Source organism: Kribbella sp. NPDC004138 (assembly GCF_053603655.1).
In genome coordinates this window covers 59,127-76,123 of sequence record NZ_JBSGFZ010000005.1, presented here as the reverse complement: position 1 = coordinate 76,123, position 16,997 = coordinate 59,127, and the positions used below count along the sequence as shown (strand labels likewise).

19 protein-coding genes are annotated in these 16,997 nt (G+C 70.3%); 11 read left to right on the top strand and 8 right to left on the bottom strand.

All coding sequences use genetic code 11. The features are described from left to right. The first annotated feature begins 132 nt into the window (after positions 1–132). Positions 133–879 (top strand): sulfite exporter TauE/SafE family protein, encoded by a 747-nt coding sequence (locus tag ACWEOO_RS08285; RefSeq protein WP_452142405.1) that lies wholly within the window; start codon positions 133–135, stop codon positions 877–879. On the opposite strand, the gene ACWEOO_RS08280 is transcribed toward ACWEOO_RS08285, so the two are convergent. Beyond that, positions 863–1,507 (bottom strand): TetR/AcrR family transcriptional regulator, encoded by a 645-nt coding sequence (locus ACWEOO_RS08280; protein WP_359929374.1) that lies wholly within the window; start codon positions 1,505–1,507, stop codon positions 863–865. The genes ACWEOO_RS08285 and ACWEOO_RS08280 overlap by 17 nt on opposite strands. 50 nt (positions 1,508–1,557) lie before the next feature. On the opposite strand from ACWEOO_RS08280, the gene ACWEOO_RS08275 reads away from it, so the two are divergent. Together ACWEOO_RS08275 and ACWEOO_RS08270 are read left to right on the top strand one after the other, a co-directional pair. After that, positions 1,558–2,511, top strand: coding sequence for a quinone oxidoreductase family protein (locus tag ACWEOO_RS08275; protein ID WP_452142404.1), 954 nt, complete (start codon positions 1,558–1,560; stop codon positions 2,509–2,511). An 18-nt stretch (positions 2,512–2,529) separates the two neighbouring features. Continuing rightward, positions 2,530–2,961 carry an organic hydroperoxide resistance protein gene (locus ACWEOO_RS08270; protein ID WP_452142403.1) on the top strand — a complete coding sequence of 144 codons (432 nt, stop codon included), beginning with the start codon at positions 2,530–2,532 and terminating at the stop codon, positions 2,959–2,961. A 1-nt stretch (position 2,962) separates the two neighbouring features. Here the strand turns inward: ACWEOO_RS08270 and ACWEOO_RS08265 are convergent, their stop codons facing one another. From ACWEOO_RS08265 to ACWEOO_RS08245, 5 genes are all read right to left on the bottom strand, one after another. Next, the gene (locus ACWEOO_RS08265) at positions 2,963–3,784 is read right to left on the bottom strand and encodes a helix-turn-helix domain-containing protein (protein ID WP_452142590.1); all 822 of its coding nucleotides are present in this window, start codon (positions 3,782–3,784) and stop codon (positions 2,963–2,965) included. 96 nt (positions 3,785–3,880) lie between these two features. Next, the gene (locus tag ACWEOO_RS08260; protein WP_452142402.1) at positions 3,881–4,969 is read right to left on the bottom strand and encodes a flavin-containing monooxygenase; all 1,089 of its coding nucleotides are present in this window, start codon (positions 4,967–4,969) and stop codon (positions 3,881–3,883) included. Positions 4,970–5,046: 77 nt separating this feature from the next. Continuing rightward, on the bottom strand, positions 5,047–6,597 hold the full coding sequence (locus ACWEOO_RS08255) for a LuxR C-terminal-related transcriptional regulator (protein WP_452142401.1): 1,551 nt from the start codon (positions 6,595–6,597) through the stop codon (positions 5,047–5,049). A 27-nt stretch (positions 6,598–6,624) separates the two neighbouring features. Then, positions 6,625–7,155, bottom strand: coding sequence for a YbaK/EbsC family protein (locus ACWEOO_RS08250; RefSeq protein WP_452142400.1), 531 nt, complete (start codon positions 7,153–7,155; stop codon positions 6,625–6,627). Further along, positions 7,152–7,451: a GNAT family N-acetyltransferase gene (locus tag ACWEOO_RS08245; protein WP_355690603.1), complete on the bottom strand. Its 300-nt coding sequence runs from the start codon at positions 7,449–7,451 to the stop codon at positions 7,152–7,154. The genes ACWEOO_RS08250 and ACWEOO_RS08245 overlap by 4 nt, the downstream gene beginning before the upstream one ends. A 105-nt stretch (positions 7,452–7,556) precedes the next feature. On the opposite strand from ACWEOO_RS08245, the gene ACWEOO_RS08240 reads away from it, so the two are divergent. From ACWEOO_RS08240 to ACWEOO_RS08205, 8 genes are read left to right on the top strand one after another with little or no spacing between them, the layout of a single operon-like run. Next, positions 7,557–9,086 carry an MFS transporter gene (locus ACWEOO_RS08240; protein WP_452142399.1) on the top strand — a complete coding sequence of 510 codons (1,530 nt, stop codon included), beginning with the start codon at positions 7,557–7,559 and terminating at the stop codon, positions 9,084–9,086. Between the two features lie 9 nt (positions 9,087–9,095). Further along, complete coding sequence (locus ACWEOO_RS08235; protein ID WP_452142398.1) at positions 9,096–10,547, top strand: cobyric acid synthase; 1,452 nt, start codon at positions 9,096–9,098, stop codon at positions 10,545–10,547. Further along, a complete protein-coding gene (locus tag ACWEOO_RS08230; RefSeq protein ID WP_452142397.1) occupies positions 10,544–11,110 on the top strand; it encodes a DinB family protein in 567 nt (188 codons plus the stop codon). Before ACWEOO_RS08235 ends, ACWEOO_RS08230 begins: the two co-directional genes overlap by 4 nt. A 1-nt stretch (position 11,111) precedes the next feature. Beyond that, positions 11,112–12,020, top strand: coding sequence for an RNA polymerase sigma factor SigJ (sigJ, locus tag ACWEOO_RS08225; RefSeq protein ID WP_452142396.1), 909 nt, complete (start codon positions 11,112–11,114; stop codon positions 12,018–12,020). 14 nt (positions 12,021–12,034) lie between these two features. Further along, the gene (locus ACWEOO_RS08220) at positions 12,035–12,760 is read left to right on the top strand and encodes an SDR family oxidoreductase (protein WP_452142395.1); all 726 of its coding nucleotides are present in this window, start codon (positions 12,035–12,037) and stop codon (positions 12,758–12,760) included. Beyond that, on the top strand, positions 12,757–13,146 hold the full coding sequence (locus ACWEOO_RS08215; RefSeq protein ID WP_452142394.1) for a hypothetical protein: 390 nt from the start codon (positions 12,757–12,759) through the stop codon (positions 13,144–13,146). The genes ACWEOO_RS08220 and ACWEOO_RS08215 overlap by 4 nt, the downstream gene beginning before the upstream one ends. Before the next feature lie 34 nt (positions 13,147–13,180). Continuing rightward, positions 13,181–14,302 carry a CaiB/BaiF CoA transferase family protein gene (locus tag ACWEOO_RS08210; protein ID WP_452142393.1) on the top strand — a complete coding sequence of 374 codons (1,122 nt, stop codon included), beginning with the start codon at positions 13,181–13,183 and terminating at the stop codon, positions 14,300–14,302. 13 nt (positions 14,303–14,315) lie between these two features. Beyond that, positions 14,316–15,458: an acyl-CoA dehydrogenase family protein gene (locus ACWEOO_RS08205; protein ID WP_452142392.1), complete on the top strand. Its 1,143-nt coding sequence runs from the start codon at positions 14,316–14,318 to the stop codon at positions 15,456–15,458. Positions 15,459–15,465: 7 nt separating this feature from the next. Here the strand turns inward: ACWEOO_RS08205 and ACWEOO_RS08200 are convergent, their stop codons facing one another. Further along, a complete protein-coding gene (locus tag ACWEOO_RS08200; protein ID WP_452142391.1) occupies positions 15,466–16,179 on the bottom strand; it encodes a GAF and ANTAR domain-containing protein in 714 nt (237 codons plus the stop codon). Then, positions 16,176–16,841 (bottom strand): GAF and ANTAR domain-containing protein, encoded by a 666-nt coding sequence (locus tag ACWEOO_RS08195; protein WP_452142390.1) that lies wholly within the window; start codon positions 16,839–16,841, stop codon positions 16,176–16,178. Before ACWEOO_RS08195 ends, ACWEOO_RS08200 begins: the two co-directional genes overlap by 4 nt. Positions 16,842–16,997: the final 156 nt, after the last annotated feature.

The following is a 16,997-nucleotide window of genomic DNA, read 5'->3' as shown; positions in this document are numbered from 1 at the left end:
CCAAGGCCCTCCCCGGAACTGCCCGGGGAGGGCCTTGCGCTGTCGATTGACGACAGGTCGATCGCATACTGTCTGCCCAACGGACGGACCGATGAGCGGGAACCCCGATCAGGTGCGTAAAGTCAGTCAGCGATGACATGGTTCGAGGCGGTGTTCGTCCTGCTGGCGGGGATGGGCGCGGGAACGATCAACGCCGTGGTGGGGTCGGGCACGCTGCTCACCTTCCCCGCGTTGCTTGCCGTCGGCATCCCTCCGGTGCTGGCGAACGTCAGCAACACGGTCGGCCTGGCGCCCGGTACGGCGGCCGGCGCGATCGGCTACCGCCGCGAGCTCGAAGGGCAGCGCGGCCGGATGCTCCGGCTGGTGCCGGCGTCGCTGGCCGGCGGCATCGTCGGGGCAGTCCTGCTGCTCACGTTGCCCGACTCCGCGTTCCACGCCGTCGTACCAGTGCTGATCTTGCTCGGCTGTCTGCTCGTCGCGTTCCAGCCATGGCTGTCGAAGTGGATCAACGCGCCCTCGCACCTGCACCGCGGGGCGTGGTGGGTAATCCCCGCCGTCTTTGCGACCGGTGTGTACGGGGGATACTTCGGGGCCGCGCAGGGCGTGCTGCTGATGGCGATCCTCGGCCTCGGCCTGGACTCGAACCTGCAGCGCATGAACGGCCTGAAGAACGTCCTGGCCACGGTCGTGAACACCGTCGCCGCGATCCTGTTCGTGATCGTCTCCCACGTCGACTGGCTCGCCGCCGCGCTGATCGCGGGCGGCTCCACCATCGGCGGCTTCATCGGCGCCCGCTACGGCCGCCGGCTGCCGCCGATCGCGTTGCGGGCGCTGATCGTCTGCATCGGCGTCCTGGCCATCGTCACGATGGTGTTCTGAGTCCCGCGAGCAGCAGGTCGAGGCCGTAGTCGAACTGCTCGTCACCTCCGGTCGTGCGGGCGAGCTCCGGCGCCAGCTCCACCACGGACGGGAAGTCCCGGGCGGACAGCGATTCCATCGACGCCCGCAACCGCCGCCACGCCTCGGGATCACGGCGCTCGGCGGCCATCTGGATCTCCCACGACGTCGACCCCAGCACGTACGTGAACAAGGTCGTATGGGTCCGCGCCGCCGTCTCCGGGGCGAACCCGGCCGCCCGCAGTACGCCGAGAAGTCCCTCCGCGACCCGGGCCGTCTCGTGACCGCTCAACGGGCGTCCCGCGAGTAGTTGCGCAAGGCAAGGGTGCTCGAGCATCAGCAGCCGCAGCGAGCGGCACACCGCGCGCACCTGGTCCGGCCACGGCACGTCCTGCGGGACGTCCGGCAGGAGACCCATCAGGTGATCGCGAACGGCGTCGTACAGATCGTCCTTGTTCCGGAAGTAGGTGTAGAGCGCCATCGGGCCGACGCCCAGCTCGGCCGCAACCCCGCGCAGGCTGAACGCGTCGGTGCCCTTGGCCTCCATCAGCTCGAGCGCGGTCCGCACGATCAGCTCCGCGCTCAGCGTGTTCCGCGGCGTCCGCGCCATGTGACCCATCTCCCTTCGGCGTCCATAACGTACAGTGTATAGTACGGTGTATGCGAGCCATTCAGATCACCGAGTTCGGCGGCCCAGAGGTCCTGAAGGTCAGCGACGTCCCGGAGCCGGTCGCCGGCGACGGGCAGGTCCTGATCACGGTCGACCGCGCGGGCATCAACTACGCGGACACCCACCAGGTCGAGAACAGCTACCTGTCGAAGACCGAGCTTCCGCTCATCCCGGGCGGCGAGGTCGTCGGTCACACGGCCGACGGTCGTCGCGTGGTCGCCCTGGTCGGTTCCGGCGGGTACGCCGAGCAGACGGTGGCGCACGCGCCGTACGCGTGGGACGTGCCGGAGGGTGTGACCGACGGCCAGGCGCTCGCGCTCGCCCTGCAGGGCACTACGGCGTGGCACCTGCTGAAGACGTCCACGCACCTGCAGCCGGGGGAGTCCGTCCTCGTGCACGCCGGTGCCGGCGGTGTCGGCTCACTCGCCGTCCAGCTGGCCAAGCTGTGGGGCGCCGGCCGCGTGATCGCGACCGCCTCCACCGAGGAGAAGCGCAAGCAGGTTCTCGAGCTCGGCGCCGACGCGGCCATCGACGGTGCGCCGGAGGGCCTGAAGGATCGCATCCTCGAGGCGAACGGCGGCAAGCCCGTCGACATCGTGCTCGAGATGGTCGGCGGCCCGACGCTGGACGAGTCGTTCGCCGCGCTGGCCCGGTTCGGCCGCCTGGTCACCTTCGGCGCCGCGTCCAGGCAGCAGGCCGCGCCGATCGACCCGGGGCGGTTGATGAAGGGCTCCAAGACCATCACCGGTTTCTGGCTGGCCGACTGCTTCGCGAACCCGCAGCTGCTCGGCGGGCCGCTCGCCGAGCTGTTCGACCTGACCGCGGCCGGCAAGCTCCGCCCGATCGTCGGCGGCGAGTATGCGCTGTCCGAGGTCGCCACCGCCCACGAAGACCTGCGAGCTCGCCGGACCGTCGGCAAGCTCCTGCTCGACCCCATTCGCTGAAAACGGAGAACACCAGCTATGACAATCGCTGTCGAGAAGGTTCTGTACACCGCCCACGCCACCGCGAACGGCGGCCGGGACGGCAAGGTCGCCACCGATGACGGCAAGCTCGACGTCGTGGTCGCGCCGCCGGCCGAGATGGGCGGCACCGGCAACGGCACCAACCCCGAGCAGTTGTTCGCGGCGGGCTACGCGGCCTGCTTCCACAGCGCGCTGAAGGTTGTTGCGCGCAAGGCTCGTCTGGATGTGGACGGCTCGACCGTCACCGCCGAGGTCGGCATCGGCCCGATCAACGGCGGCGCCGGCTATGGCCTCGAGGTCGCGCTGGTGGTCAGCCTGCCCGGCCTGGACACCCCCGCCGCCGAGGACCTGGTCGCCAAGGCGCACCAGGTGTGCCCGTACTCCAACGCGACCCGCGGCAACATCAAGGTCGACCTCAAGGTCGCCTGAGCTACATCCTCGCGAGGGCCCGCAGCAGCAGGCCCTCGGTCGAGGACACCGGGGCCGCGGAGATCGTCAGCCCTTCCATGATCGCGACGTACTCGTCGACCTCCTCGAGCTTGTCGAGGTACATCGCGCTGGCCGCGTGCTCGATGTAGACGATGTCCGGCAGGTCGCCGTCCGCGAACCGCAGCAGGCTGAACGCGCCGCCCGCGCCCGGGTAGCCGACGCTGCTGAACGGCATCACCTGCAGGGTGATGTTCGGCTGCTGCGACCACTTGAGCAGGTGCTCGATCTGGGCCCGCATGACCTCCTCGCCGCCGACCGGCCGGTGCAGCACGGACTCGTCGATGACGACCCACAGCCGGGCCGGGTTCGGCCGGGTCAGGATCTGCTGCCGGGTGACCCGCAGCTCCACCCGCTGGTCGACCTCCTGGTGCGGCAGGAACGACTTGCCCATCTGGACGACGGCGCGCGCGTACTCCTCGGTCTGCAGCAGGCCCGGGACGAACATCACCTCGTAGGTCCGGATCAGCGTCGCGGCGACCTCGAGCCCGACGTAGTTCGCGAACCAGCTCGGCATCACGTCGCCGTACCGCGACCACCAGCCCGGGTTGTTCGCCGCCCGGGCCAGCTCCATCAACCGGAACCGCTCGTCCTCGTCGGCCATCCCGTACAGCTCGAGCAGGTCGCTGACGTCGCGTTCCTTGAACCCGACGCGGCCGAGCTCCATCCGGCTGACCTTGGACTCCGAGGCCCGGATCTGCCAGCCCGCGTCGGCGCGACTGATCCCGGCGGACTCGCGCATCCGCCGCAACTGCCCGCCGAGCATGATCCGGAGTGCCGTCGGTCCACCGTCGCCGCCACTCACCGTCTGCTCACTCACCCTGACCCACGCCCAGCCACGCACCCATTCCAGCGGGAGATGCTACCGGCTGTCTACAGGTACCGCTCGGGCGACGGCCCGGCGGGCGAGATGTTTGACGATGAAGCGAGCATCCCGGTCCACGCCTTGGATGCTCGCGGACGCGATCGCGTACTGGAAGTCCAGCCCGAGGAAGTACAGCCCCGGTACGTCGGTGGACACGCCGCGCTCCTGCCGCGGCCGGCCGGCGTCGTCGAAGACCGGCAGGTCGATCCACCGGTGATCCGGATCCGACCCGGTGGACCAGACCACCGTCCGGACGTCGTCGAGGATGTCGCCGTCGGCGGTCACCGGCCTGCCGTCGCGAGTCCCTTCGATGCGCCCGATCCGCTCGATCCCGGCCGTGTCGAGGTGCTCGAGCTTGTTGCGCGTCAGCGGCAGCCCGTTGCGGACGGCGTTCGCGATCGCCTTGCGGCCCATCGGCGTACCGCGCGTCAGCACGTACTTGAACAGGAACATCACGATCGGCGTGAAGAAGTGCCCTGCCGCGGAGTCGATGTCGACGGGCACCTGTCCCGGGTGCCGGCCGGCGAGCAGGGTGCGGTGTGTCTTCACGGCCTCGAGCGCGATGTCGGTCCCGGAGTTGGCCGCACCAACGACCAGCACGGTCCCGTCCGCGAGCTGCGACGGGTTCCGGTACTCCAGCGAATGCAGCTGCTCGATCGACGGATCGAGCTGATCCGCGAACGACGGCCACCGCGGCACGGTGTGCATGCCGGCCGCCACGACGATGTTGCCGGCCCGCCAGTCGCCGGCTGTCGTCTCCACCAGGAAGCCCTCGTCGTCCCGCGACAACCGCGTCACCTGTACGCCGGTCCGCACCGGCAGCTCGTGATGTACGGCGTACTGCTCGAGGTAGTCGGCCATCTCGTCTCGGCTCGGGCAGTCCTGCGTGCCGATCCGCAGCCCCGGCAGGCTCGCGTACCGCGGCAGGCTGAACAGCCGCAGCGAGTCGTACCGTTGCCGCCAGCAGTCGCCGACGCGTTCGTTCCCGTCGAGGACGACGAAGTCCTCGCGGTCCTTGTGCAAGTAGTACCCGATCGCCAGCCCGGCCTGTCCCGCGCCGATCACCACTGTTCCGACCCTGTTCATAACCCTCAAGTTAGGGCTCGGAGGTGCACCCGCACATCAACCGATGACGCCACTTTCCGAATGGCCAATGGTCATTTCTACCCAGCCAGTCCGTTCTCGTAGGCGTACGCCGTTGCGGCGGCCCGGCTGTTCACACCGAGCTTCGCGAAGATGTTGCTGACGTGCCGGGCGACCGTGCGCTCACTCAGGAACAGCTGATCGGCGACGGCCCGGTTCGTGGCGCCGGTTGCGAGCAGACGCAGTACTTCGAGCTCTCGCGGACTGAGCCCGCTGCCGCGGTCCGACTCCAACGCGGCGAGGTCGACCACCGCGCCGAGTCGCTCGAACACGGCCCGCGCGCTGTCGATCTCCATCTGCTCGGCGTCGACGTCACCGAGCGCTCGGCACGCGCGCCCGACCAGTAACCGGGTGTGCGCGCCTTCGTACGGCATGTCGAGTTGCTGCCACAGCGACCACGCGCGTCGCAGCAACGGGATCGCGCCCTGGGGATCGCCGCATGCGATCCGCACCGCGCCCTCGCAGGACGCCGCCAGAGCCTGCAGGTACGGCGAGTCCGCGCGCGCCAGCTCGGTCAGCTCGGCGGCCGCCTTGCGGGCGGTCTCGCGGTCGCCGTTGGAGACCGCGAGCTCGGCCCGCGCGGCGAGCAGCATCGGCCGGTTCGCCGAGAACGAGTCCTCGGCCAGGGCCCGCTCGAGGCCCGCGATCGCGAGGTCGACCCGGCCCTGCGCCGCCCGCAGCAGGGCGAGACCGGGCTGGACGTCCATCCCGTCCGCGGCTGCCGACAAGTACGCGCGTTCGGCGGCCGCGGCGTGCCCGCGCCGGCGTTCGACCTCCGCGAGCCGGTACCAGGCCGAACCGACGGTGCCGGCCGAGAGCCGGCGGCACGCGTCCTCGGCCGCGTCGGCCGCATCGGACCAGGCGCCGCGGTACTGCAGGATCTGCGCGCGGTGCACCAGACACGCCCCGCGGTACGGGACCAGACCGGACTGCTGGTCGCACCAGCCGGTCAGCGCCTGCGTCCACTCCTGGGCGCGGCGGATGTCGTAGAGGTTCATGCACAACGCGATCACCGAGCAGTACGCCATCCCGGCGACCTCCGGGCCGACCTGGCTGGCGGTCACGTGCACCATCGCCTCGTCCAGCGCCTTGAGCGCCTCGGCGCCGCGCCCGAGCATGTTCAGGCAGTTCCCGCGGCCGAGAGCGGCCAGCACGATCGCGTCCGGCTCCGTCGCCCAGCCCATGTTGTGCTCGAAGAGGGGGAGTGCGGCGGCCGGGTCACCGGAGTTCATGCGCAGCGCGGCGTCGGCCATGGCGACCATCCCGGCCAGCTGCGGGCTGTCTTCGGGGATCAGCCGCTCGATCCGCGCCTGCCATCCCGCGGCCCGCGCGAGCTCGCCGTGCTGCTGCAGGTGAAACCCGAGCCAGAACCCGCTGCGGATCGCGGCCACCACGTCACCGGTGGCGAGATGCTCCTCGTAGGCCCGCTCCCGGTACGCCGCGACCTCGTCGTCGCGCCCGAGCACGAAGGCGGCGACCGCGAGCCGGTCGAGGTCCGCGGGCGGCAGCGGCGCACGCCGGCCCGCCGCCGTCAGCTCGGCGTACTCGGCGGGCCAGTCGTGCTGCTCCATCGGGGCTCAGGCAGGGCTCGTCTGGGGTCAGGGCTGGGCGAGGTCCAGCACGGCCGCGGTCGGCAACGAGGCCAGCTCCGCGCCGTCGATCAGGATCTTCGAGCCGCGGATGCCGCTGCCGATCACCACCGGCCCGGCCCGCACGACCGCCTCGTCGACGAGCACCGGCCAGTCCGCGGGCAGCCCGATCGGCGTGATCCCGCCGTACTCCATACCGGTCGTGCCGACCGCGTCGTCCTGCGCGGCGAACGAGATCTTCCGGACGCCGAGGTGCTTGCGGATCACGCCGTTCACGTCGGCGCGGTCCGTGGCCAGCACCAGCACCGCGGCGTACGACTCCTCGCCGGCCCGCTTGCCGAGCACGACCACGCAGTTCGCCGAGGCGGCCATCGGTACGTCGTACTCCGCGCAGAAGGCCGCGGTGTCGGCGAGCCCGGGGTCGATACCGGCCGCGTACGCCGGCAGGTCGCCGAGCGCGTCCTGCACCGGCGCCGCCAGCAGCTCCGGCACCTCGGCGGCCGGCTGCCAGTCCAGCTTGCCCAGCACCGGTGCGGTCACTGCTGCGCCGCCTTCACCAGGTCGGCGTACTCCGTGTGCTCGGCGAGGAAGTCCTGGTAGAACGGGCAGGCCGGCTTCACCCGGAGACCACCGGCGCGGGCGTCGTCGAGGGACTTGGTGGCGATCGTGCCGGCCACGCCGCGGCCGCGGAACTCCGGCAGCGTCTCGGCGTGGAGGAAGACGATGACGCCCGGGTGCAACCGGTAGTCGACGAAGCCCATCAGCGTGCCGTCTGCGTCGTGCGCCTCGTAGCGGCTCTGCTCCTTGGCGTCCACCACGGTGATGTCGTTCTGCATGATCGCCACTCTAGCCACCGTCACCCAGCGTTTGAGGACCGTGACTGCCGGGGTACCGGCCGTTGGGCTTTCGACAACCACCGTCATGGTCCGGGAGGAGCTGGGATGAGCGAGCACGCGTTGGAGCACGGGAAGGCGATACCGAGTCTCGTGCCGGCCCGCATGGACCGGCTGCCGTGGACACGGTTCCACTGGATGATCGTCGTCGGTCTGGGCGTCTCCTGGATCCTGGACGGCCTCGAGATCCAGCTCGTCTCCCTGGTCGGGAACGTGCTGAAGGAGCCCGAGACGCTGCATCTGACCACCTCCGAGGTCGGTCTGATGGCGTCGGTCTACCTGGCCGGCGAGGTGGTCGGCGCGCTGCTGTTCGGCCGGCTGACCGACCGGCTCGGGCGCCGCAGCCTGTTCATCGTCACGCTGCTCGTCTACCTGATCGCCTCCGGCGCGGCCGGGCTGTCCTGGAACCTCGGGTCGCTGCTGTTCTTCCGGTTCGTCGCCGGGATGGGCATCGGCGGCGAGTACGCCGCGATCAACTCCGCGATCGACGAGCTGATCCCGTCGCGGTACCGCGGCCGGGTCGACATCGGCGTGAACGGCACCTACTGGGCCGGCGCGCTGATCGGTTCGGCGGTCGGCCTGGTGTTCCTGAACACCGACATCGTCCCGATCGAGTGGGGCTGGCGGCTGTGCTTCCTGATCGGCCCGGTGCTGGGGCTGATCATCATCTACCTGCGCCGGCACATCCCGGAGAGCCCGCGCTGGCTGATGACGCACGGCCGGGTCGAGGAGGCCGAACGGACCGTCGACGACATCGAGGCGAAGGTCCGGCAGCAGGGCGGCGAGCTGCGCGAGGTCGGCGACGACGAGGCGATCGAGGTGGTCGACTACCCGCCGGTGACGTACCGCGAGATCGCCCGGGTGATGCTGCGCGACTACCGCAGCCGCTCGTTCCTCGGCTTCTCGATGATGGTCACCCAGGCGTTCCTCTACAACGCGATCTTCTTCACCTACGCGCTGGTGCTGAAGTCGTACTTCGGCCTGAATGACTCCAGCGTCGCGCTGTACTTCTTCCCGTTCGCGATCGGGAACCTGGCCGGGCCGCTGCTGCTCGGGCGCCTGTTCGACACCATCGGCCGCCGGAAGATGATCCTCGGCACCTACACGCTGGCCGCCGTCGTGCTGTTCATCACGGCGCTGCTGTTCAACTCCGGCGTCCTGAACGCCGCGTCGCTGACCGGGTTGTGGTGCGTGGTGTTCTTCTTCGCGTCGGCGGGCGCGTCGTCGGCGTACCTGACGGTGAGCGAGATCTTCCCGATCGAGCTGCGCGGGCAGGCGATCTCGTTCTTCTTCGCGATCTCGCAGCTGACCGGCGGTGTGATCGCGCCGTTCCTGTTCGCCTCGCTGATCGGTGAGGGCGACCACCCGGCGCGCGGGCCGCTGACGGTCGGCTACATCATCGGCGCGGCCGTGATGCTGATCGGCGGACTGATTGCCTGGTTCTTCGGCGTGGACGCGGAAGGCAAGTCGCTGGAGAACATCGCGACACCACTGTCGTCGACGAGCGGGAGCACCCGTTTCCAGGGCGCGACGCCGCGGCTGCCGAGGGCTGAACGGCGGCGCGAACAGGAACCCTAAGATGACGTCGTGGGTTCGCTGCTGATCGCCGGTACGACGTCCGACGCCGGGAAGACGACCGTCGTCACCGGGCTGTGCCGGTGGCTGGCGCGACAGGGTGTCCGGGTCGCGCCGTACAAGGCGCAGAACATGTCGAACAACTCGATGGTCTGCGCGGACGGCACCGAGATCGGCCGCGCGCAGTGGATCCAGGCCGTCGCGGCCGGCGCCGAACCCGAGGCGGCGATGAACCCGGTGCTGCTCAAACCCGGCAGCGACCGGCGCAGCCATGTGGTCCTGATGGGGCAGCCGTGGGGTGAGCTGTCCGCGCGCGGGTTCCTGACCGAGCGGGCCGAGCTGGCGAAGGCGGCGTTCGCGGCGTACGACGATCTCGCGTCGCGCTACGACGTCGTGATCAGTGAGGGCGCGGGCAGTCCGGCGGAGATCAACCTGCGGCAGTCGGACTACGTGAACATGGGCCTCGCACAGCACACGCGAGCGCCGGTCGTCGTGGTCGGCGACATCGACCGCGGCGGCGTGTTCGCGGCGATGTTCGGCACGGTCGCGCTGCTGGATGCCGCCGACCAGGCGCTGGTCAGCGGGTTCCTGGTGAACAAGTTCCGCGGCGACGTGTCGCTCCTGCAGCCGGGCATCGACATGCTGACCTCCGTCACGGGCCGCCCGACGTACGGCGTCCTGCCCTGGCTGCCCGAGCTCTGGCTGGACTCCGAGGACGCGCTGGACATCCCGGTACGGCGGACCTCGCCGGGCGACCTGCTGACGATCGCGGTCGTGCGGTTCCCGCGGATCAGCAACTTCACCGACCTCGACGCGCTCGCGGTCGAGCCGACCAACAGCGTGTTCTTCACGACGACCCCGGCCGAGATCCGTGACGCCGACCTCGTCGTCCTGCCCGGCTCCCGCGCCACGGTCGCGGACCTGGCCTGGCTCCGCGCGCAGGGCCTGGCCGACGCGCTGACGGCACGGGTGGCCGAGCGCCGTCCGGTCCTGGGGATCTGCGGTGGGTATCAGGCGCTGGGCGCAGTCGTCTCGGATCCTGACGGCGTGGAGACCGGTGGCGATCACCCCGGGCTGGGGTTGTTGCCCGTCACAACGGTTTTCGGGCGGGAGAAGGTGCTGGCGCGGCCGGCGCCGACGGCGTACGAGATCCACCACGGCGTCGTCGACGTGATCGGCGACGCGCAGGAGTTCCCAGGTGGTTGTCGTGCCGGCACCGTGTGGGGAACCATCTGGCACGGTTTGCTGGACGACGACGCTGCGCGGCATACCTTCCTGCGTGAGGTCGCGGAGCTCACCGGCAAGCCTGCGCCCGACGGTTCGGTCTCGTTCGCGGGGCTGCGCGAGGAGCGGCTGGACCGGCTGGCCGACATGATCGACGAGTACGCCGACACCGCCGCACTGCTGCGCCTGATCGAGGACGGCGCGCCCGCTGTTCCCTTCGTCCCACCAGGAGCGCCATGAAGTCCCACCTGCAGCAGTACCTCCAGGACACGCGCGCGTTGCTGCTCGCGAAACTCGACGGGATCAGCGAGTACGACCGCCGGCGCCCGCTCGTACCGTCCGGGACGAACCTGCTCGGCCTGGTGAAGCACCTCGTCGGCATCGAGTACGTCTATCTCGGCACCAGCGTCGGCCGCCCGCCGGCCGAGGTCCTGCCCTGGGAGGCGGACGGCTCGGTGTGGGAAGGCGCCGACCTGTGGGCGAAGCCGGACGAGTCGACCGAATACATCACCGGCCTCTACCGCGAGGCCTGCGCGCACAGCGACCGCTCGATCGCCGAGCTCGACCTGGACCACCCGGCCGAAGTGCCGCATTGGGCCGAGGGGAAACGCGGTACGACGTTCGGCGCGCTGCTGGTCCGGGTCGTCGACGAGACGGCGCACCACGCCGGGCACGCCGACATCGTCCGCGAACTGATCGACGGCCAGGGCGGCAAGGATGGGGACCTGCTCGACGAGGCCGGCTGGTCGGCGTACTACACCAAGATCCAGCGCGCCGCGGAGACGTTCCTGCAGGACCGCTAGCGTGGACGACTTCGAGCGCCTGCGGGGCCGGTTGTTCGGGATCGCGTACCGGATGACCGGTACCGCGACCGACGCCGAGGAGATCCTGCAGGACGCGTGGCTGCGCTGGCAGGACGTCGACCGCTCCTCGGTGCGGGACCCGGACGCGTATCTGGCCAAGACCGTCACCAACCTGTCCATCAGGCAGCTCACGTCGGCACGGGCGCGGCGGGAGACGTACGTCGGTCAGTGGCTGCCGGAGCCGGTCCTGACCGGGCGGACCGAGTTCGACGCGCTCGGACCGCTGGACGTCGTCGCGGAGCGGGAGTCGGTCTCGTTCGCGCTGTTGCTCCTGCTCGAGCGGCTGACACCGGCCGAGCGTGCGGCGTACGTGCTGCACGAGGCGTTCGCGTACGGCTACCGCGAGGTCGGCGAGCTGATCGGGACGTCCGAGGCGAACGCGCGGCAGTTGGCGTCGCGGGCCGGCAAGAAGCTGGCCGCGGACAAGCCACGGGAGCAGCCGGTCGACCGCGCGGGCTGGCGGAAGCTGGTCGAGCGGTTCATCGCGGCCGCCCGGCTGGGGGAGATCGAAGAGCTCGAGAAGCTGCTCGCGGCAGACGTGGTGTCCCGCGCGGACAGCGGCGGCAAGGTGTCCGCAGCCCGCAACGTGCTCACCGGGCGGGACCGGGTCGCTCGCTACCTCGCGGGAGCGCTGCAGCGGTTCGGCGGCGGCATCGAGGCACGGCTGGGCGAGGCGAACGGCGGCCCGGCCTTGATTGCCGTCGGCCCCGAAGGTGTGGTCGCGATCTGCTTCGTCGGCATCGGCCCGGACGGCGTCACCGACGTCCAGTTCGTGCTGAACCCGGAGAAACTCGCGTTCGCCGTCGGACAGCTGTCACGAATCGGAGGGCTGCCCGATCTGAGCTGGTGACCGAAAGGAATCCGATGAGCTCAATCCTCGTCACCGGCGGGACCGGCACGCTCGGCCGACCGACCGTGACCCAGCTCGGCGCCGCCGGCCATCAGGTCCGCGTCCTCAGTCGCAGGCCCGGCCCTGATCGGGTCGTGGCCGACCTGACCAGCGGTGTCGGGCTCGACGCCGCTGTCGACGGAGCCGACGTGGTCGTCCATCTGGCCACCAGCCAGGGCCGCCGCGACGTCGAGCAGACCCGCAACCTCCTGGATGCCGTCAAGGGCGTCCAGCACCTGATCGTGATGTCGATCGCCGGCATCGACCGCATCCCGCTGGCGTACTACCGGCACAAGCTCGAGGCCGAGCGTCTGGTCGCCGGGTCGGGCGTTCCGTACACGATCCTGCGGGCGACCCAGTTCCACGACCTCGTCGACCGGGTCTTCACGGCGCAGCGCTTCGCGCCGGTGATCCTCGCCCCGGCCGTCACCCTGCAGCCGATCTCGGTCGACGAAGTCGCCGTCCGGCTCGCCGAACTCGTGACCGCGCCGCCGGTCAACGGTCGCGCCGCCGATATCGGCGGTCCGGAACGGCTGTCGGCGCGGGCCTTGGCGCAGCAGTGGAAGAAGGCCCGCTCGTCGCGCCGGCCCGTGCTGCCGGTGCGGGTTCCGGGGAAGACGTTCCGCGCCTTCGCCGACGGTGCTGCGACGGTCGACGGTCCGGCCTACGGGCGGATCACGTTTGCGGAGTACCTTCGATGAGGGCGTACGTTCGCGCGGTGCTGATCGCCTTCGCCGCGCTCCAGTTGGTCCTCGGCGTGTGGCTGACACTCGTGCCGAGGACGTTCTACGACCACGTGCCGACGGTCGACTGGGACCCGCCGTACGCCGAACACGCGTTCCGCGACTTCGGTGCGGCGTCGCTCGGTCTGGCCATCGTCCTGATCGCCGCGGCGGTCCGCCTCGACCGGTTCCTCGCGACGCTGGCGCTGGTGGCCTATCTCGCGTTCTCCGTCCCGCACACGGTCTTCCATCTCGGTCATCTCGAACCTGACCATGTTGGCTGGTCGATCGTGCTCGCGGTGTCCGTGGGGCTGATGGTCGTGCTGCCGCTGACCGCGCTGGCCGGGACGCGCAGGATGACTTGACGACTGTGACAGTGGGACTGTCACAATAGCCCGCATGGGTCCACTCGAGGGCGTGAAGGTGGTCGAGCTGGCCGGGCTCGGCCCGGCGCCGTTCGCGTGCATGATGCTTGCCGAGCTCGGCGCCGAGGTGCTCCGCATCGACCGGCCCGGCGGCGGGCTGTCGATGGGGCCGCCGGAACTGGACTTGGTCAACCGCGGCCGTCGCAGTGCGGCCCTGGACCTCAAGCAGCCGGCCGCGGTCGACGTCGTACGGCGGCTGGTCGCGCAGGCCGACGTACTGGTCGAAGGCTTCCGGCCCGGGGTCGCCGAGCGGCTCGGGCTGGGACCGGCCGACTGTCACGCGATCAACCCGCGGCTCGTTTACGGACGGATGACCGGGTGGGGCCAGGACGGGCCGCTGGCGCAGGCCGCGGGGCACGATATCGACTACCTCGCGGTGTCCGGCGCGCTGCACCTGATCGGGCGGGCCGGCGGGCCGCCGCAGGTTCCGGCGAACCTGCTCGGCGACTTCGCGGGCGGCTCGCTCTACCTCGTGATCGGCGTGCTTGCCGCGCTCCACGAGGCCCAGCGCAGCGGGCAGGGACAGGTCGTCGACGCGGCGATCGTCGACGGCTCGGCGCACCTGACCACGATGCTGCTCGGTGCGCTCGCGGCCGGTTCCTGGCAGCAGGAGCGCGGGACGAATCTGCTCGACACCGGGGCGCCGTTCTACGACGTGTACGAGACCGCCGACGGCAAGCACGTCGCGGTCGGCGCGCTCGAGCCGCAGTTCTACGCCGATCTGCTCGGCAAGCTCGGCCTGGACGCGCCGGACCGCAACGATCCGGCCAACTGGCCGGAGCTGCGCAAGGTCCTGGCCGAGACGTTCCGGCAGCGCACCCAGGCGGAGTGGACGGAGCTGTTCGACGGCTCGGACGCGTGCGTCGCGCCGGTGCTGCCGCTGGCCGGCGAGCATCCGCATCTCGTTGCCCGCGGCACCTTCGTCGACCATCACGGCGTCCGGCAGGCGGCGCCCGCGCCGCGCTTCGGCCGGACACCGACCAGCCTCGGCCTGCCGCCCGCGCGGCCGGGGGAGCACACCCGGGAGGCCCTGGCCGACTGGGGCATCACCGACCTCGACGACCTGCTGGAGTCCGGCGCCGCCGTCCAGACCTGAAAGGAACCCGCCCGTGGAACGTCAGCTCTTCGACGCCGATCACGATGCCTTCCGCGAGACCGTCCGGTCGTTCTGCGACAAGGAGATCGTCCCGCACCACGACAGCTGGGAGGACGCCGGGATCGTGCCGCGCGAACTCTGGACCGCGGCCGGCGACGCGGGCCTGCTCGGCTTCATGATGCCGGAGGAGTACGGCGGGGGCGGGGTGCGGGACTTCCGGTTCAACGCGGTGCTGATCGAGGAGCTGACCAGGGTTCGCGCAAGCGGCGTCGGCTTCACGATCCACACCGACATCAACTCGGCGTACCTGCTGGACTATGCGACCGACGAGCAGAAGGCGCGCTGGTTGCCGGCGTTCTGCTCGGGGGAGACGATCACCGCGATCGCGATGACCGAGCCCGGTGCGGGCAGTGATCTGCAAGGCATCCAGACGACCGCGCGGCGCGACGGCGACCACTACGTGCTGAACGGGCAGAAGACCTTCATCTCCAACGGCATCCTGGCCGACCTGGTGATCGTCGTGGCCAAGACCGACCCGGACGCGGGCGCCCAGGGGATCTCGCTGATCGTCGTGGAGCGCGGGATGCCCGGCTTCGACCGCGGACGGAACCTGGACAAGATCGGGCTCAAGGCGCAGGACACCGCCGAGCTGTTCTTCGACGACGTCCGGGTGCCGGTGGACAACCTGCTCGGCGAGGAGGGCAAGGGCTTCGTCTACTTGATGGAGAAGCTGCCCCAGGAGCGGCTGACGATCGCCGTGGTCGCGGCCGCGGCGTGCGAGAACATGCTCGACGAGACCCTGCGGTACGTGAAGGACCGCAAGGCGTTCGGCCGTCCGATCGGGTCGTTCCAGAACAGCCGCTTCGTCCTGGCCGAACTCGCCACCGAGACACAGATCGCCCGGGTCTTCGTCGACCGCTGCATCCAGGAGCTGAACGCCGGCACCCTGACCGTGGCCGAGGCCGCGATGGCCAAGTGGTGGACCACCGAGCTCCAGAAGAAGGTCGTCGACCGCTGCCTGCAACTCCACGGCGGCTACGGCTTCATGACCGAGTACCCGATCGCCAAGGCCTACCTCGACACCCGCATCCAGACCATCTACGGCGGCACCACCGAGATCATGAAGGAGATCATCGGCCGCACGATGGGCATCTGAGCCGGGATCACCGGGCCAGGGTGATCCGGCCTTCGACGACGTCGGCGGCCACCTCGGTCAGGCGGCGGTTGGTGGAGCGGGCGTAGGAGCGGAGGACGTCGAAGGCTTCGTCGACGCCCACGGAGAGTCTGTGGCTGAGGAAGCCCTTGGCCTGCTCGATCAGGATCCTGCTGTTCAGGGCGGTCTGCAGCTGCTCGGTGATGATCTCCTGCCGGGCCATGGCCCGCTGGTGCACGATACCGATGGTTGCCGCGTCAGCCAGCGCCTGCCCGAGCTGGACGGTGTCCGCGGTCAGCGGGCCGGGCCGTTCGCTGAGCAGGTTGACCGCACCCAGCGTCGTGTCGCGCAACCGCATCGGCAGCGCCTGGACCGAGGCGTAGCCGGCGTCGACAGCCGCCGTCGTGAACTCCGGCCACGGGCTGGACCCGTCGCGGAGGTCGGCGTGCTGCGCCGGATGCCCAGTGGAGAAGGCGTCGAGGCAGGGACCTTCGCGGTTCTGCAGCTGGCCGAGCTCGATCAGCCGCGCCTCCTCGCTGGACGCGGCAACCAGGTTCAGCACGCCGAGGTGATCGACGAGCAGGATGCCGCACGCAGACACGTCCAGCAGCTCGCTGCAGCGGTCCGCGAGCCGGGCGAGAAACTCGATGATGTCGAAGTCGGCGACGAGGGTGTCGGACAGCTCGATGAATACCTCGCGCACTCGCCTGTCAGTCGCGCTCATGAGTCCTCCTGCTGCTCGCCATGCTGTGAGTCCGTCTCCTTCGTTCGCGGTGCGGTGTGGTCGATCTCGAAGTGCAGTTCGCCGGCCATGACAGCGACGGCGACCTCCTGCAAGGTCTGGCCGCTGCTGTAGGCGTAGGCCCTCAGCCGCGCGAGCGCGTCGGTGACACTGACACCGAGCTGCGCCGCGACCGCGCCGGTGGCCTGGTGCACCTCGGCACGCCGGTTGCTGAAGGCTGCCGAGACCACCTGCTCCGGGTCGGTGCCGGCACCGACCCGGTCGTCGAGGGCCAGGACCAGTACGGCGTCGGAGTACACCAACGCGTCCTGGAGCAGCTCCCCGGGCAACGGGCCGCGCTCGGTCCGGTACACGGTCAGGACGCCGATCCGGGCTGCGCCGACGCCGATCGGGAACGCGAACGCGGCCGCGATGTCGCGCTCCGTGGCGGCCGCGGTGAACGCGGGCCAGCGCCGCCCGGCGCCGAGGCCGGCGAGGTCGGATTCGAGGACCGGCGTGCCGCGCTGCAACGCGTCGCAGCTCGGGCCTTCGCCCAGGGTGAACTGCACCTCGTCCAGTTCCGCCGCCTCCGGACCGCTGGCGATCAGCGGCTCCCAGGCGCCGCCGTCGCGGGTCATCGCGAAGCCGGCACCGACTGCCGACATCGCCGCGGCACAGGCGTGGACAGCATGCGACAGCGTTGGGGACGTACCCTCAGCGCGTGCGGAGGACCTGATCGCCCCCCACACCCGCGCACCGCGGTCAAGATCCACGTACCCCACCCAGATTCGAGCCGCCGCTGGGCGGATGCTCCACTCTAA

What these genes read in the sequence shown, in the direction of transcription:
- ACWEOO_RS08220 (WP_452142395.1), top strand. Translation starts at nt 12,035, where the DNA reads ATGAGCTCAATCCTCGTCACCGGCGGGACCGGCACGCTCGGCCGACCG.
- ACWEOO_RS08275 (WP_452142404.1), top strand. Translation starts at nt 1,558, where the DNA reads ATGCGAGCCATTCAGATCACCGAGTTCGGCGGCCCAGAGGTCCTGAAG.
- ACWEOO_RS08195 (WP_452142390.1), bottom strand. Translation starts at nt 16,841, where the DNA reads ATGTCGGCAGTCGGTGCCGGCTTCGCGATGACCCGCGACGGCGGCGCC.
- ACWEOO_RS08260 (WP_452142402.1), bottom strand. Translation starts at nt 4,969, where the DNA reads ATGAACAGGGTCGGAACAGTGGTGATCGGCGCGGGACAGGCCGGGCTG.
- ACWEOO_RS08210 (WP_452142393.1), top strand. Translation starts at nt 13,181, where the DNA reads ATGGGTCCACTCGAGGGCGTGAAGGTGGTCGAGCTGGCCGGGCTCGGC.
- ACWEOO_RS08270 (WP_452142403.1), top strand. Translation starts at nt 2,530, where the DNA reads ATGACAATCGCTGTCGAGAAGGTTCTGTACACCGCCCACGCCACCGCG.
- ACWEOO_RS08255 (WP_452142401.1), bottom strand. Translation starts at nt 6,597, where the DNA reads ATGGAGCAGCACGACTGGCCCGCCGAGTACGCCGAGCTGACGGCGGCG.
- ACWEOO_RS08285 (WP_452142405.1), top strand. Translation starts at nt 133, where the DNA reads ATGACATGGTTCGAGGCGGTGTTCGTCCTGCTGGCGGGGATGGGCGCG.
- ACWEOO_RS08200 (WP_452142391.1), bottom strand. Translation starts at nt 16,179, where the DNA reads ATGAGCGCGACTGACAGGCGAGTGCGCGAGGTATTCATCGAGCTGTCC.
- ACWEOO_RS08245 (WP_355690603.1), bottom strand. Translation starts at nt 7,451, where the DNA reads ATGCAGAACGACATCACCGTGGTGGACGCCAAGGAGCAGAGCCGCTAC.
- ACWEOO_RS08215 (WP_452142394.1), top strand. Translation starts at nt 12,757, where the DNA reads ATGAGGGCGTACGTTCGCGCGGTGCTGATCGCCTTCGCCGCGCTCCAG.
- ACWEOO_RS08230 (WP_452142397.1), top strand. Translation starts at nt 10,544, where the DNA reads ATGAAGTCCCACCTGCAGCAGTACCTCCAGGACACGCGCGCGTTGCTG.
- ACWEOO_RS08280 (WP_359929374.1), bottom strand. Translation starts at nt 1,507, where the DNA reads ATGGCGCGGACGCCGCGGAACACGCTGAGCGCGGAGCTGATCGTGCGG.
- ACWEOO_RS08240 (WP_452142399.1), top strand. Translation starts at nt 7,557, where the DNA reads ATGAGCGAGCACGCGTTGGAGCACGGGAAGGCGATACCGAGTCTCGTG.
- ACWEOO_RS08265 (WP_452142590.1), bottom strand. Translation starts at nt 3,784, where the DNA reads ATGCTCGGCGGGCAGTTGCGGCGGATGCGCGAGTCCGCCGGGATCAGT.